This window comes from Mesorhizobium sp. M0816 (assembly GCF_040320005.1).
Lineage (GTDB): Bacteria > Pseudomonadota > Alphaproteobacteria > Rhizobiales > Rhizobiaceae > Mesorhizobium.
Genome location: NZ_JAMYOT010000006.1, coordinates 277,597 through 291,099, shown reverse-complemented (window position 1 = coordinate 291,099; position 13,503 = coordinate 277,597). Strand labels below are relative to the sequence as shown.

Annotated in this window: 16 protein-coding genes; 11 read left to right on the top strand and 5 right to left on the bottom strand. The window is 62.6% G+C overall.

The window, feature by feature from the left end:
* Positions 1–123 precede the first annotated feature (123 nt).
* On the top strand, positions 124–927 hold the full coding sequence (locus NKI17_RS11920) for an alpha/beta fold hydrolase (RefSeq protein ID WP_352620486.1): 804 nt from the start codon (positions 124–126) through the stop codon (positions 925–927).
* A 134-nt stretch (positions 928–1,061) separates the two neighbouring features.
* On the top strand, positions 1,062–1,679 hold the full coding sequence (locus NKI17_RS11915; RefSeq protein WP_352620484.1) for a hypothetical protein: 618 nt from the start codon (positions 1,062–1,064) through the stop codon (positions 1,677–1,679).
* A gap of 76 nt (positions 1,680–1,755) precedes the next feature.
* Here the strand turns inward: NKI17_RS11915 and NKI17_RS11910 are convergent, their stop codons facing one another.
* On the bottom strand, positions 1,756–2,700 hold the full coding sequence (locus tag NKI17_RS11910; RefSeq protein WP_352645246.1) for a metallophosphoesterase family protein: 945 nt from the start codon (positions 2,698–2,700) through the stop codon (positions 1,756–1,758).
* A gap of 53 nt (positions 2,701–2,753) precedes the next feature.
* Here NKI17_RS11910 and NKI17_RS11905 point away from each other — a divergent pair, with 53 nt between their 5' ends.
* Both NKI17_RS11905 and NKI17_RS11900 read left to right on the top strand, forming a co-directional pair.
* Positions 2,754–3,254, top strand: coding sequence for an NUDIX domain-containing protein (locus NKI17_RS11905; protein ID WP_352568046.1), 501 nt, complete (start codon positions 2,754–2,756; stop codon positions 3,252–3,254).
* Positions 3,255–3,345: 91 nt separating this feature from the next.
* Positions 3,346–3,819 carry a hypothetical protein gene (locus NKI17_RS11900; protein WP_352645103.1) on the top strand — a complete coding sequence of 158 codons (474 nt, stop codon included), beginning with the start codon at positions 3,346–3,348 and terminating at the stop codon, positions 3,817–3,819.
* Positions 3,820–3,829: 10 nt separating this feature from the next.
* On the opposite strand, the gene NKI17_RS11895 is transcribed toward NKI17_RS11900, so the two are convergent.
* On the bottom strand, positions 3,830–4,819 hold the full coding sequence (locus NKI17_RS11895; protein WP_352757403.1) for a glutathione S-transferase family protein: 990 nt from the start codon (positions 4,817–4,819) through the stop codon (positions 3,830–3,832).
* Between the two features lie 280 nt (positions 4,820–5,099).
* On the opposite strand from NKI17_RS11895, the gene NKI17_RS11890 reads away from it, so the two are divergent.
* From NKI17_RS11890 to NKI17_RS11875, 4 genes are all read left to right on the top strand, one after another.
* Positions 5,100–5,654 (top strand): GNAT family N-acetyltransferase, encoded by a 555-nt coding sequence (locus tag NKI17_RS11890; RefSeq protein ID WP_352575718.1) that lies wholly within the window; start codon positions 5,100–5,102, stop codon positions 5,652–5,654.
* A 63-nt stretch (positions 5,655–5,717) separates the two neighbouring features.
* Positions 5,718–6,479 carry an SDR family NAD(P)-dependent oxidoreductase gene (locus NKI17_RS11885; RefSeq protein ID WP_352645107.1) on the top strand — a complete coding sequence of 254 codons (762 nt, stop codon included), beginning with the start codon at positions 5,718–5,720 and terminating at the stop codon, positions 6,477–6,479.
* A gap of 16 nt (positions 6,480–6,495) precedes the next feature.
* Positions 6,496–7,257 carry a HugZ family pyridoxamine 5'-phosphate oxidase gene (locus NKI17_RS11880; protein ID WP_352645109.1) on the top strand — a complete coding sequence of 254 codons (762 nt, stop codon included), beginning with the start codon at positions 6,496–6,498 and terminating at the stop codon, positions 7,255–7,257.
* 173 nt (positions 7,258–7,430) lie between these two features.
* On the top strand, positions 7,431–7,769 hold the full coding sequence (locus tag NKI17_RS11875) for an ArsR/SmtB family transcription factor (RefSeq protein WP_023679553.1): 339 nt from the start codon (positions 7,431–7,433) through the stop codon (positions 7,767–7,769).
* A gap of 71 nt (positions 7,770–7,840) precedes the next feature.
* On the opposite strand, the gene NKI17_RS11870 is transcribed toward NKI17_RS11875, so the two are convergent.
* Complete coding sequence (locus NKI17_RS11870; protein WP_352645111.1) at positions 7,841–8,845, bottom strand: L,D-transpeptidase; 1,005 nt, start codon at positions 8,843–8,845, stop codon at positions 7,841–7,843.
* A gap of 311 nt (positions 8,846–9,156) precedes the next feature.
* Here NKI17_RS11870 and NKI17_RS11865 point away from each other — a divergent pair, with 311 nt between their 5' ends.
* Entirely contained in the window at positions 9,157–9,954 is a 798-nt protein-coding gene (locus NKI17_RS11865; protein ID WP_352568052.1) for a TrmH family RNA methyltransferase, read from the top strand.
* Between the two features lie 33 nt (positions 9,955–9,987).
* On the opposite strand, the gene NKI17_RS11860 is transcribed toward NKI17_RS11865, so the two are convergent.
* A complete protein-coding gene (locus NKI17_RS11860) occupies positions 9,988–11,151 on the bottom strand; it encodes a coiled-coil domain-containing protein (RefSeq protein WP_352905991.1) in 1,164 nt (387 codons plus the stop codon).
* A gap of 147 nt (positions 11,152–11,298) precedes the next feature.
* Positions 11,299–11,880, bottom strand: coding sequence for a DUF1134 domain-containing protein (locus NKI17_RS11855; RefSeq protein ID WP_023679557.1), 582 nt, complete (start codon positions 11,878–11,880; stop codon positions 11,299–11,301).
* A 339-nt stretch (positions 11,881–12,219) separates the two neighbouring features.
* Here NKI17_RS11855 and chpT point away from each other — a divergent pair, with 339 nt between their 5' ends.
* Positions 12,220–12,849 carry a histidine phosphotransferase ChpT gene (gene chpT, locus NKI17_RS11850; protein WP_023679558.1) on the top strand — a complete coding sequence of 210 codons (630 nt, stop codon included), beginning with the start codon at positions 12,220–12,222 and terminating at the stop codon, positions 12,847–12,849.
* A gap of 240 nt (positions 12,850–13,089) precedes the next feature.
* Positions 13,090–13,458, top strand: a complete 369-nt coding sequence (locus NKI17_RS11845; protein WP_023679559.1) for a response regulator — start codon at positions 13,090–13,092, stop codon at positions 13,456–13,458.
* Positions 13,459–13,503: the final 45 nt, after the last annotated feature.

The following is a 13,503-nucleotide window of genomic DNA, read 5'->3' as shown; positions in this document are numbered from 1 at the left end:
CCCACATAGGTCTGATCCCGCATAAGACTGATCTCCGCATAAGTCTGACCTCCCGCAAGACTGATCCGCATAAGACCGCCCCCGGCATCCTGACTGATCCCGGCACCAAGCCATAAAGTTTGCATGACCCCATCCCTTTACGCTGCCGAACGGGGCACCGGCCCGACAACGATTGCCTTCCTGCATGGTTTCGGTGGCTGCCACGACGACTGGCGCGATGTGGCCGAGTCTCTGGCGCCCGGCGCGCGGACCCTGGCCTATGATCTGCCGGGACATGGGCTGTCGCTCGATTTTCCGGGCGGCGGTCCGGCCAGGATTGCAGCCAGTGCCGTCCTTGCCGATCTTTCCGCTCGCGGGATAAAGCGGGCTCATCTCGTCGGTCATTCGATGGGTGGCGCCGTGGCCGCCTTGATGGCATTGAGCGAGCCCGAAAGAATGGCGTCGCTGACGCTGCTGGCGCCGGGCGGTTTCGGTCCTGAGATCAATGGTCCGCTGCTGCGTCGCTACGCCGCCGCTGCCGGCACGGATGAAATCCGCGCCTGTCTTGCCGCCATGTCGGGACCGCAAAGCCGGCTGCCGCAGCATAGGGTCGAACTCGTCAACGAGATGCGCCAGCGTCCCGGCCAGTTGCGGACACTTGTCGAGCTCGCAGCCGCCATGACCAGGGATGATCGGCAAGGCGTCATCCCGAACGAGGGGCTGGAAACGCTGAATATGCCAATCATGGTGGTTTGGGGAACCGACGACGCGATGCTGCCCGTCAGCCAGGCGGACGGCGTGCCGAAGCATTTTCATCTGCACCACGTGCTGGAAGCCGGCCATATGCTGGTCGAGGAAGCGCCCGGCCTGATCGTCGAGGCCGTCCGTCGCAATATGCGACGCCGCAGCAGGCGGCTTCGTCCGGGATTCGCCGCTGCGGCGAGCTGATCGGTCTTCGCGCAGGCACGGCGGCGGCACTGGTGCTGCTCCAGCGAATCCTTGCCCGCTCATCGATCTCGCAAGTGCAATTTGCCGGCCGCTGTGTTAATTCGGTGTTAACCAAACCCCGCGAGGCAACGCCGATGAAGGACGCAGGCGAGAACATCACCCAGATCGATCAGTCGCGAAAACTGTCCGATGCCATTCGCGACGTCAAGAACGCCTTCGCCGACCGCGACGACGTCGTCGTCGAGATGCGCGAAGCGCATCGCATGCGGCTCGATCTGCTTGCCGCCGAACTCGCGCCGGTCTTCGGCGACGTACCCACCGATATGGACAGTTTCGACTTCGCCGTCTCGTCCGGCCTGCAGCCACGGCTGTGGATCGACGCGATCAGCCATGTCGCCATGGGACGCGACCGCCGCACCTATCGCTTTCTCAAGGACACGCGCATCGGCCGCGTCGTGCTCGCCGAGTCGACAGAGATGAAGGTCGTTGCCGACCAGGTGACGCGCTATGTCGCCGAGCGCGTCGTCGAACGCCAGAGGATGATGGAAGGCGGCATCGAGCAAGCCGTCGCCGGCCTTAAACGCGCCCTGGTGGCGGAGGCTGAGCCGCCGCTGCATGTCCCTGGGCGCAGCAACGGCTGGTCGGCGTTCTTCTCGGGCCTCGGCCTGATCGCCGCCGGCGCCCTGGTCGGCCTGGCGATTTCGCTCGTGTTGTTCTGGGACCGCATCGTTGCAATGAAAATCAGCTTCTAGTGCGGTTCAGCGTTTCACGGAAACGCTGAACCGCACTATCTCTTTGTTTTGACGCAATTCCGGACGGAAAACCGTTTCACACTTTTCCTGGAATTGCTCTAGCCATCGACGCCTCGGCCTCGACGCCAAGCTCCATTGTCTGCAGGTCGCTGGGCGGCAATGCCGGCCCGGTCAGGCCGCGGCGCGTCAGCCTGATCCGCCAATTGTCCTTATCACCGTCGATGTCGAGCAGATTGTATTGCGCCGGCGCATGCGAACTGCCGGGCGCCTGCCCGGCGGCGGCGACCCCGACCACCGGGATTTTGGCCTTGCGGGCGCCGATGAAGAAGAGCGACGGCACATGCGAATGGCCGTGCAGCACAAGCTCGGCGCCGTGCCGGTGAAGAACCTTGTGGAAGCGCGAGATGCCGAACAGCCGCTTGTTCTGCGAAACGGCGCCGCGCACCGGCGGGTGGTGGATCATGATCACCCGGAACAGGCCGCGCTTGCCTGTGGCGTCGAGCATGTCGCGCAGCCGTTCCGCCTGGCCCTCCAGAAAGAAGCCGTTGGCCATGAATGGAGCCGTGGCGCGCGCCGTCGTGACGCCGACCAGCGCAACATTGCCGCGTACGCGCAAATAGGGAAAGGTGTTGCGGTCGACCGGCGTATTGACGCCGTCGCCGGTCATCCACGCCGCCCACGACCGGCAGGTCTTGTCGAAGGCGCCCGGCACATAGGCGTCATGGTTTCCCGGCACGACCGACACGTCGTTGGGCGAGCCCAGCGTCTCCAGCCAGTGCTTGGTCATCTCGATCTCACCATCGAGCGCCAGATTGACAAGATCACCGGTGATGGCGAGATGGTCCGGCCCGCTGGCCTTCATGTCGGCGACGATGGTGTCGATGACTGCATCATGCATGTAGCGGCGGCGGTTGCGCTGCCAATTGACGTAACCGACCACGCGCTTGGAGGCGAGATCGCGATAGGTTACATCGGGAAGCGGCCCCAGATGGACATCGGAAATATGCGCGAGCCTGAACATCTTTTCTTCATAGGCGAGGCGCGCGCGGCTTTCCACTCACGGTTTCGCGGACGATGACGACGCCGGATCCGGAGCAAGCCCTGCGCCAGACCGGCTGGCCGGGCTTCAGGGCAAGGCTGTTTCACCTGTACTTCGTACTGCGCCGGCCGATGACGCTCGGCGTGCGCGGCTTGATCCACGACCGCCGCTCCAATTCCGTCTTCCTCATCCGCCACACCTATGTCCCGGGCTGGCACCTGCCCGGCGGTGGCGTCGAGTTGGGCGAGACGATGATCGAAGCGCTGACGCGCGAACTGTTCGAGGAAGGCAACATCGCGCTGACCGGACCGCCGGTGCTGAAATCCCTGCATTTCAACCACCGCGCCAGCCGGCGCGACCATGTCGGCCTCTATCTGGTCGAGGAGTTCGACCAGCCAGCACCCAAGCTGCCCGACCGCGAGATCGCCGAAGCCGGCTTCTTCCCGCTCGACCGCTTGCCGGAAGGCACGACACCGGCGACGCTGCGGCGGATTGCCGAAGTTTTTGAGGGGAATTCGGCATCGCCTTACTGGTAGATCATCTCTTCAACAGCTTTGGCTGCGTCGGTATAGACCGGCAGCATCCATTGTTCTCAGAGAGATAAATGCTGAGCGATGAGGAGAAAAAATGCCACACAGCCAAAACGATAGATTTAGAATCGCGCTCTATGTATCACTGTACACGGGAATTTATGTGATAACATTTTCTGTGGTAGCCTTAATTTCTACAATAGTTCTTGCGATAGATCCATATATGTTAGCAAAAATTGGAAGATTTATCCAATTCTCAATACAATTAGTTGCGGCATTCGTGACATATTTGGTTTTTATAAAGCGACATGCTCAGCTTTTTACTCGCACTGAATTCTGGAAAATGGTCGGCTTCTCAACCCTGATAGAAATGATTTTGGGAATGGCTGTGCTTCTGCCGTCGGGATTGTTACGCGCAATCCCGCCCCAGACGTCGGTCCTGGCCGTCATGATCGGCGGCATCGTTGCGTTCCTTGCAACGTCGCTCGGCTACTCCAATCGATTTGGAAATACCATATTGAAAGCTGAACTCGTTAGAAGGGCAAAGATGGACTCCGAAACCTTCCGCTAGGTCGCCGGTCTCACGCAGCCTTCCTGAAGCGCGCGCGGTCGTGCGGCGCGGAATAGTCGAGCTCTGGCCCGACCGGCACGATGCGCGTCGGGTTGATCGTCTCGTGGCTGCCGTAATAATGCGACTTGATGTGGTGCAAATTCACCGTGCCGGCGACGCCCGGCACCTGGTAGAGATCGCGCAGGTAATTCGACAGGTTCGGATAGTCGGCGATGCGGCGCAGATTGCACTTGAAATGGCCGACATAGACCGGGTCGAAGCGGACCAGTGTCGTGAACAGCCGCCAGTCCGCCTCGGTGATGCGGCCGCCGATGAGATAGCGCTGCCTTGACAGACGGTCCTCCAGCATGTCGAGCGCCGAGAACAATTCGCCGAACGCCTCCTCGTAGGCCGCCTGCGTGGTGGCGAAGCCGGCACGGTAAACGCCGTTGTTGACCGCGGGATAGACCAGCGCGTTGACCGCATCGATCTCACCGCGCAGCGGTTGCGGATAGAAATCGAGCCTGGCATCTCCCCATTCGTCGAACGCCGAATTGAGCATGCGGACAATCTCGGCGGATTCGTTGGAAACGATGGTCTGCTCGCGTTTGTCCCACAGCACGGGAACGGTGACCCGGCCCGAATAGCCGGGATCGGCCCTGGTGTAGATCTGGTGCAGGAAATCAAGGCCGTAGAGCGTGTCGCCGGTGGCGCCGTCCTCGGCCAGGAACGTCCAGCCGTCGGCGCCCATGAAATGATGGACGACCGAGACGGAAATCACGTCCTCGAGTTTTTTGAGCACGCGAAAGATCAGCGTCCGATGCGCCCACGGGCAGGCGAGCGAGACATAGAGGTGATAGCGGCCGGGCTCGGCCTTGAAGCCGCGTTTTCGCCCTTCGGCCGGCGCGCCGTCGCGGGTCACCCAGTCGCGCCACTGCGACTGCGCGCGCACGAACTTGCCGCCGCTCTCCCCGCTATCGTACCGGCGGTCCTGCCATTGGCCTTCGACTAGCAATCCCATGCAATATCCTTTCGAGTTCCTACCCGATGTAGGGCACCAAGCGGCGCCGCGGAAATCCCCGACGCTGAACAGATCGTCAACGGCTGCGTCGTCGAGTGCGGTCGGCTGCGCCGGCCGATTGCGGCGGCTGAAAATTGGTGCTAGCGGACATCCGCATGTTCGACTTTGCCATGATCCGGTTCGACCGACGACGAAAGAGCGCCCGCGCTTGATGAAGCGCTGACTGGCGAACGCTGCCGCTTGCAGCAAACCTTTCCTCGCATACCGGAACGCAAAGAGCATGAGCCTTGCCGACTTGAAATACCTGGCCGACGTGAAATACCTGCCGGAAACTCCGGCGCACGATCCTGAAATCGAAGCCATCAATGACGAGGCCTTCGGGCCGGGCCGTTTCGTGCTTGCCGCCTACAAGATCCGCCAAGGTGGCCCGCATGAGCGGGCTTTGTCCTTCGTGGCTGTCGACGGCGCAATCGTCGTCGCCTCGGTACGGATGACGCGCATCGCCGCCGGTGCCGGCCGCGCGCTGATGCTCGGGCCGCTCGCTGTGCGGCCGGCCTTCAAAAATCTCGGCATCGGCCGCCGGCTGGTGGCAATCGCGCTGGAAGCCGCCGCCAAGGCCGGCGCGCCGGCCGTGACGCTGGTCGGCGACGAACCCTATTACGGCCCGCTCGGCTTCAAAAGGCTCCCGCGCGGGCAGATCTCGATGCCGCGTCCGGTCGACCCCGACCGGCTTTTGGCGCACGAGATCGTGCCGGGCGCGGTGGCGAGGCTGGCGGGCGAGGTTTGCCACGCCGACCAGGCAAGGATTGCCGCGCACATCGCCGCGATGGCGTGACCATGCCGGTGCTGTCGCACGGTGGCTTGGCGGCATAGTCTGGGCACGGAGGAGGACGTCGAGATGAACCCGAACGGCCAGATTGTGATCGTCACCGGTGGCGGCTCCGGCCTTGGCGAGGCGACGGCGCGCGCACTTGCCGCCGGCGGCGCCAGGGTTGCCGTCCTCGATCTCGGTATCGAGCGTGCGGCCAAGGTGGCGGCTGACATCGGCGGCATCGCCGTCCGATGCGATGTGAGCGACGCCGAGAGCGGTGCCGCCGCAGTCGCGGAAGCGGCAGAGACGCTCGGCGCACCGCGCATCCTGGTCAATTGCGCCGGCATCGTTATCGGCATGAAGACGATCGGCAAGGACGGACCGCATCCGCTCGATCAATACCGCAAGGTGATCGAGGTCAATCTGGTCGGCACCTTCAACATGATTCGCCTGGTTGCCGACCGGATCGCCAGGCTCGAGCCGCTGCAGGGCGGCGAGCGCGGCGTCATCGTCAACACCGCGTCGGTCGCAGCCTATGACGGCCAGATCGGCCAGGCCGCCTATTCCGCCTCCAAGGCCGGCGTCGTCGGCATGACGCTGCCGGTGGCGCGCGATCTCGCCCGCTCCGGCATTCGCGTCTGCACCATCGCGCCCGGCATCTTCAGGACGCCGATGATGGCCGGCATGCCGCAGGAGGTGCAGGATTCGCTCGGCGCCGCTGTGCCCTTCCCTTCCCGTTTGGGCGAGCCTTCGGAATACGCGGCACTTGCCTTGCACATCATCGAGAACCAGATGCTCAACGGCGAGACCATTCGCCTCGACGGCGCCATCCGCATGGCGCCGAAATAAATGCGACGGTGATGCCTTGGACGAACCCAGGAAAGACGTGATCCGCGCGACCGATACCGAGGCGATCAGGCTGGCAAAGACGCTGATCCGCAGCGCCCGTTTCGGCGCGTTGGCAGTGCTCGAACCGGGAACCGGTTCGCCGCTGGCCAGCCGGGTCGGCGTCGCCACAGACATCGACGGCACGCCGTTGATCCTGGTATCGATGCTGTCCGCCCATACCGGCGCCATCCTTGCCGACCCGCGCTGCTCGTTGCTCGTCGGCGAACCCGGCAAGGGCGATCCGCTGGCGCATCCGCGATTGACGCTCGTCTGCCGCGCCCTGCGGCTCGAACGCGGCTCGAACGAGCACGCCCGCGCCGAGCGGCGCTACCTCAACCGCAATCCCAAGGCAAAACTCTATGCCGGGCTCGGCGACTTCTCGATCTTCCGGCTCGAACCGGAGCGCGCCAGCCTGAACGGCGGCTTCGGCAAGGCCTATCTGCTCGACCGCACCGATCTGGTCGCGACGGGAGCGATCGTCGAAGAGCTTGCCGCCGGCGAGCAATCGGCGCTCGACCACATGAACGCCGACCATCTCGATGCGATTGCCCTCTACGCAAGTCATTTCGGCGGGGCCGAGAGTGACGGCTGGATCGTCACCGGGTTCGACGCCGACGGGATGGATCTCGTATCGGGCGACAATGTCTGTCGGGTTTTCTTCCCCGAGCCGCTGAGAGCGGCGCGCGACCTCAGGCCTGTCCTGATTGACATGGCAAAGGCTGCCCGATCGGCAAATTAATCACAGCCGCACAGTTAATCGGCTTGCATGGAAAGCAAGCCTTGAGATTTGAGCGAAATGTTCTACCTTTGCGAGTGACGCTGAATCGCTGGCGTGCATCTATAGGGAAAGTCTATGGAATCCGACGCTATTGCCCCCATAGCGGCGGATGAGCAAGAAGGCACGGGGGATCTATGGTCTCGAACAAGCTAGTCGCCAACGCCGGAACCGCGGCTGCGTTTCTGACGCTGATGGGCAACGAAAAACGTTTGTTGATCATGAGCTATCTGGCCGAGGGCGAAATGTCGGTCGGCGCCATAGCCGAGAAGGTGTCGCTCAGCCAGTCCGCCCTGTCGCAGCATCTGGCCAAGCTCAGGGCTTCCGACCTTGTCGAGACCCGCCGCGACCGGCAAATGATCTATTATTCCTGCAAGTCCGCGGCGGTGCGCGAATTGCTGCACATGCTGGACGGCATTTTCGGCGAAGGTGAACTCTCGCAGATGGCTCACCGGCTGCGTCGCGCCGGGACCTGAGTAGCCGCGCGGAGAACGCCCCGCCAAATCCGCTTTGCTGCCAAGTCCGCTTTGCTGCCAAGTCCGCCTTGCTATTGAACGCGCTCGTCGGCGGCCTGCGCAATCTCGTCCTTGAACTCGACATTCGTGCCCGGTTGCACCATGGAGGCAAGGTCTTCGGCATCCCAATTGGTCAACCGGATGCAGCCATGCGAAAAGGTCGTGCCGATCTTGCCCGGTTCGGGCGTGCCGTGGATGCCGTAGCTTTCGATGGAGAGATCGATCCAGACCGATCCCACGGGATTGTTCGGCCCGGCAGCGATGGTGAAGGGCCGCTTGGTCTTGACCCCCTTGAAAGCGAAGTCCGGATCGTAGTGATAGGTAGGGTTGTGCACCACGCGCCTGACCTCCGCCATGCCGCTTGGCGCCGGCTTCTCCTCGCTCCCAATCGAGGCGGGGTAGACCGCCAGCCATTTGCCGGCACGGTCGAGCACACGCACCAGGCGGGCGCCCTTGTCGACCTCGACGACGGCAACGCCGGCGGGAGGGTCGCCCCTGCTGACATCAGGCACCACCAACGTCCTGCCTGGTTTCCTGAGGCTGGTGCCCGGATTGAGCATTCGCAGCAATTGTTCGCTGACGTGGAAGCGCTCAGCCAACCTCTCCACCGCATTGCGATAGCCGAGCCGCCGCAAGCGGGCCATCCTCTCCAAGCGAGCCGGAATACGCCTGGTGAAAGGTCCGCGCACATCCTTGCGCATCACCTCATAGGTCACCAGCACCGGCTTGGCGGAGGTTGCGATGAGTTTGCTCCAGGTTTGTGGACTGAGCTTGCCATCGGGCGGAAGTCCGTTTGCCGCCTGAAACGCGGCGACGGCTTTGGCGAAGTTCTGGGAAAGGCGACCGTCGATGAGGCCCGGCGAGAAGCGGGCGCGATCCAGAAGGATCTGCGCCTTCAGCAGCATCGGATCGACACCCTTCGGTTCGCCGATAGTGAATTGGGCCTGATTGACGGTGGCTGGATCAAGCTTGGCCGCGCGAGCCACGCCGCATGCGAGGGCAAGCGTGGCGGCAAAGACGAGGAGGAGCCTGATCATCGATGTCCTCCCAGGACCGCAGCAGGAGCCCGCCTCTATGACGCGGCATGGCGCTGTGTGGTTCCTTCGCCCATCGAAATTCTGCATTGAAGCGGCTTGGCCAAAGAGCCGTGCCGCGGAAATCAAATATCGCCGTGCCGCCAGGAGGCCAGGCAGGGCGTCTCCGCCCGGCGCCTAGTGATTGGATTTGACCGTTAGAACGGCGTGCATCCATTTGGACGCTGAGATATATCAGAGCTTCGGATCCGGCATCGTGCCTTCCGAATCCGAATCCCGATTCGCGGCCGACGCCAGGGTCCGCCGAGGAAGCCATGAATCCGATCCGCATAGACGACCCGCAGGATCCTCGCGTCGCCGCCTATCTCGACATCCGGGAACGCGATCTTGCCGGCCGGCAGGGCCGTTTCGTCGCCGAAGGCAAGGTGGTGCTCGACACGCTGCTTGCCGCCCGTCGCTTCGAGGCAGAATCGGTGCTGGTGCTCGAGAACCGGCTGGCCGGCCTCGATGACGTCCTGCGCAAGGCGCCTGCCGGGCTTCCGATCTATGTCGCATCCGGCGAAGTCATCGACAGGATTGCCGGATTCCACATGCATCGCGGCATATTGGCGATCGGCCGCAAGGGCGCGGCCGTCTCCGCTGAAGCTTTGCTCGGCGCACTGCCCGCCCGCGCGCTGATCGTGGTGCTGGTCGGCATCGCCAATCATGACAATATCGGCTCAATCTTCCGCAATGCCGCCGCCTTTGGCGCGGATGCCGTGCTTCTCGATCCAACCTGCTGCGATCCGCTGTACCGCAAGGCAATCCGCGTCTCGGTCGGCGCCGCCTTGAAAATTCCCTTCGCCTCCTTTGCCGACGCCGCCGGCTGCACCGCAATGCTCGACCGGCAAGGCTTCAGCCAATTCGCCTTGTCGCCGCGCGGGCAGACCGACATTCGCGACGCCAAGAGAAACGGCCGGCTGGCGCTCTATCTCGGCACCGAGGGCGAAGGGCTGCCGGAAAGCCTGCTTGCCCGCCTGCAGACGCTGCGGATCGGCATGGCGCAAGGTTTCGACAGCCTGAACGTCGCCGCCGCGTCAGCCATCGCACTTCATCATTTTTCCGGAATTTGAGAGTCGGGCATTTTGCGGCCAAGTGGCGGCATCTCAGTCGGTCGAAGCGGTCTTCTGCAGCGCCCGCACCCGATCGGCAAGGCTGCGTCCGCCGCTCCCCGGCCGCGGATCCTCAGGCGCTGCAAGCGCCCGGGCGATCGGTGAATCCGGCCCGTCGAGCTTTGCCGTCAAGGCCACGACTTGCGCCGCCAGATCGTTCATCTCTTCGCGCAATGCGGCGCTGGCGCTGCCGGTATCGTCTCCGGTCCGCGATTTCGATGTTTCGACGGCAGCAAGATCTGTCTTCAGCCGCCTGTTCTCGCGTGCCAGCGACGTCAGCCTGGCCTCCAGCCGCTCGCGGTCGGCATCGAGCTTGGCAGTTGTCTGTTCGATGTCGCCGTTGGCGGCCACATTGACCTGACTGCCTGACACGCCGGCAAGACCCACCGCAGGCGTCCTTTCAGCGCCTTTCGGCTTTTCGCGAAGGCGCACCAGTTCCTTCTCGCGGCGCTCCAGCCTGTCCTCGCGATCGGCCAGCGAGGCGAGCAGGCGTTCGACCTTCTTTTCCAGGTCGCCGGTTCTTTTCTTCTCGGCCTTCAACGCGTCCCGCAAAACCTTGCTTTCGGCTGCCAATTCCTGGCTGCGCCTGTCCGCCTCCTTGCGCTGGCCACGCAGCAGCGAAATGTCGCTCGCCAACTTCTGCAGCTCGGACTCGCGCGCCACCAGTTCGATCTGCCGGCTGCTGGATGAAAAACTGGCGTCGTCATACATGTGCTCCAGTTTCCGCAGTTCGAGCCCGCGCTTTTCGAGGGCGCGCTCGGTCTCCGCAAGCCGTTCCGACAGCTGCTGCAGCTGCTCATCGCGCTTGCGAAGCTCCTCGCCGCTGGCTGTAAGATCGGCGACGACCCGGTTCTTGTCCTGTCGCTCGGCCGCCAATTCCTTCAGGGCTTCGCGGTCGCGGCCGATCTCGACCAGCTGTTCGGCGGCCTTCTCGCGCAATGATTTGGCGGTCATTTCAAGCCGGCGCACCGAAACGGCGAACTCGGCGCGAATGCGATCCTTGTCCGCCTGGATCTCGGCCAGCGTCAACGGCATCGAGCCCTCGACGCGCTTGCGCGTCAGCGCCACCGCCCGCCGCCATACGGCCGGAGCAATCATCAGCGCCAGAAAGCCCGCGCAGAGAAAGCCGAGGACAAAGAACAGGATCGACTGGACCAAGATGACTATCCGTTGTGCATGGCAACCGCCAAAGGTCGACTTTGCCATCTTCGCATGACGGAAATCCGGCGCCACGGCAAGAGTATGCCGCGGCAAAGCTCAGACCGTGGGATCACAGGGCCAATCGCAGTGGCGCCATCATGCAGGTCAGAACGGATTCCAGGTCGCGCGCTGGGTGAGCTTGAGGTAGCCGAGATTGACGCCGAGACGAGCGCCGACGCCGGTACGGATCGGCACGAGCAGCACATTGTTGTTCTTCAGCACGTTGAAGCCGACGCCGGCGACGACATAGGCGGAGCCGGCGACGCCGCCAAAACGATTATAGAGGCTGCTCACATCGTCGAGATTGTAGACCAGCATCATGACGCGCGAGCCCTCGCCGCCGAAATCCCAGCCGAGCGACGGGCCTTGCCAGAACACTTTGTGGTCGCCGGCATTCTTGGTGTAGAGCGTGCCTTCGCCATAGGTCAGGCCACCGATCAGCGCCCCGGACCCCTCTTCGCCGAGCAGATAGCCGTTCGGCAGGCCATAGGTGGCGAAAATCTTCTCGACGACGGTGGCGAGCCCGCCCGATGTAGCGCCGAAGAATTTATGACCGGAATCGACGATCTCCTGCGCGGTGTATTCCTGCGCCCGCGCGGCCGATGCCGAAAAGGCGACAAGGCCGATGAGGGCGATCGTCATTGAGATGACACGGAAAAAAGTCCGGTCGTAGAATCGGGAAACCATGCTTCCAATCTCCGTCAGGGAGCACTTTCGCCGACGCCTCGCACCCGTACGGCTCTTTGGCGGCCGTTAAGGATGACTGTTAGGGGCAAACTATGCCGTAATCCTTTTTCAACCATTAAACTCCCACATGAAGATGGCGGTTCGAAGGCTGTTTCACATCGCCCGCGCAGCACCCTGCTGCGTGAACACGCCATTTTCGACAATCATGATTTCGGATTTGTTGCTGCACGCACAAGCGCTGTGTATTCAGAATGCTTGGGAGAGAGCGTGATTCGTGTGGACAGGCGTGATCATGATCGCCCGGTCATTGTGTTGTGAAATTTGCAGGGATTTTTGCCGATGGCCGAGCTTTTCACCCTTTCCGCACCCGATCTGGCAGCGCTGCTGTGCAGCCGGGTCTGCCACGACATCATTTCGCCGGTCGGCGCCATAAACAACGGGCTTGAGCTGCTCGACGAAGGCGGCGCCGACGAAGACGCCATGAAGCTGATCCGCCAAAGCGCCAAAAACGCCTCCGCCCGCCTGCAATTCGCCCGCATCGCCTTCGGCGCTGCCGGTTCCGCCGGCATGCTGATCGACACCGGGGACGCCGAGGCCGTGGCCATCGCCTTCCTGAAGAACGAGAAGCCGGAACTGATCTGGAACGGAACCCGCGCACTGTTGCCCAAGAACAAGGTCAAGCTGCTGCTCAATCTCATCCTCGTCGCTAACGCCGCCATTCCGCGCGGCGGCAGGCTGGTGGTCACGCTGGAGAACCTGGAGACCGAGCCGCGCTTTGCGCTCGCGGCGAGCGGCCCGATGCTCCGCGTGCCGCCCAAATTCCTGGAATTGCATTCCGGCCACAGGCCGGAAGAGCCGATCGACGCGCATTCGGTGCAGCCCTATTACACGCTGCTCCTGGCCCGCGAAGCCAACATGACGATTTCGATCCATGCGACCGCCGACGAGATCGTCCTTTCTGCAGTCTGAAGTTCTGCTAAGAGCCGGAAAAGTATTTTTCTCCAAATCATATTTGCGGCGTCGTCTTAACATCTGTGAGACCGGCTTGCAGATTGATTGCGTGAAGCATTGCGAAAGAATATTTCACTAAAAAACACCTTCAGGAAAATTTTACCTAACGGCTTTTCGGCTTCTTTACCAGATCGGCCTATGTTCCCCGGCAGATGCCACGACGCTGTCGGTTTGCCGCATGGCAAAGAGGGTCCGGGAATGAAACGCTGCATGTTCGTCGACAATTCGAGCGTCATCAGGAAGGTTGCAAGGCGTATCCTGGGCGGTTCCGGCATGATGGTGATCGAAGCCGCCAGCGGCCATGAGGCGATCGAGATGTGCGCGGTCGACATGCCTGATATCATCGTCGTCGACGGCGCCTTGCCGGACATGCAGGCGCAGGACCTCATCCGCCGCGTGCGCGCCATGGAAAGCCCGGTAGTGCCGCAAGTTTTGATTTCGCTGGTCGAGGTCGACGTCGGGGCGATCATGCGGGCAAAGCGCGCCGGCGCCCAGGGCTACCTGCTGAAGCCGTTCAACCGGCCGCAACTGCTCGAGTGCTTCCGCGCCTTGAAGATTGCCGCCTGATCAGAGCCTGTTCCATTCCGACGAAAATCGGATGAGCTCTATCTC

Excerpts from the sequence above, each read along its gene's own strand:
- NKI17_RS11920 (WP_352620486.1), top strand. The coding sequence starts at position 124 with ATGACCCCATCCCTTTACGCTGCCGAACGGGGCACCGGCCCGACAACG.
- NKI17_RS11915 (WP_352620484.1), top strand. The coding sequence starts at position 1,062 with ATGAAGGACGCAGGCGAGAACATCACCCAGATCGATCAGTCGCGAAAA.
- NKI17_RS11910 (WP_352645246.1), bottom strand. The coding sequence starts at position 2,700 with ATGTTCAGGCTCGCGCATATTTCCGATGTCCATCTGGGGCCGCTTCCC.
- NKI17_RS11905 (WP_352568046.1), top strand. The coding sequence starts at position 2,754 with ATGACGACGCCGGATCCGGAGCAAGCCCTGCGCCAGACCGGCTGGCCG.
- NKI17_RS11900 (WP_352645103.1), top strand. The coding sequence starts at position 3,346 with ATGCCACACAGCCAAAACGATAGATTTAGAATCGCGCTCTATGTATCA.
- NKI17_RS11895 (WP_352757403.1), bottom strand. The coding sequence starts at position 4,819 with ATGGGATTGCTAGTCGAAGGCCAATGGCAGGACCGCCGGTACGATAGC.
- NKI17_RS11890 (WP_352575718.1), top strand. The coding sequence starts at position 5,100 with ATGAGCCTTGCCGACTTGAAATACCTGGCCGACGTGAAATACCTGCCG.
- NKI17_RS11885 (WP_352645107.1), top strand. The coding sequence starts at position 5,718 with ATGAACCCGAACGGCCAGATTGTGATCGTCACCGGTGGCGGCTCCGGC.
- NKI17_RS11875 (WP_023679553.1), top strand. The coding sequence starts at position 7,431 with ATGGTCTCGAACAAGCTAGTCGCCAACGCCGGAACCGCGGCTGCGTTT.
- NKI17_RS11870 (WP_352645111.1), bottom strand. The coding sequence starts at position 8,845 with ATGATCAGGCTCCTCCTCGTCTTTGCCGCCACGCTTGCCCTCGCATGC.
- NKI17_RS11865 (WP_352568052.1), top strand. The coding sequence starts at position 9,157 with ATGAATCCGATCCGCATAGACGACCCGCAGGATCCTCGCGTCGCCGCC.
- NKI17_RS11855 (WP_023679557.1), bottom strand. The coding sequence starts at position 11,880 with ATGGTTTCCCGATTCTACGACCGGACTTTTTTCCGTGTCATCTCAATG.
- chpT (WP_023679558.1), top strand. The coding sequence starts at position 12,220 with ATGGCCGAGCTTTTCACCCTTTCCGCACCCGATCTGGCAGCGCTGCTG.
- NKI17_RS11845 (WP_023679559.1), top strand. The coding sequence starts at position 13,090 with ATGAAACGCTGCATGTTCGTCGACAATTCGAGCGTCATCAGGAAGGTT.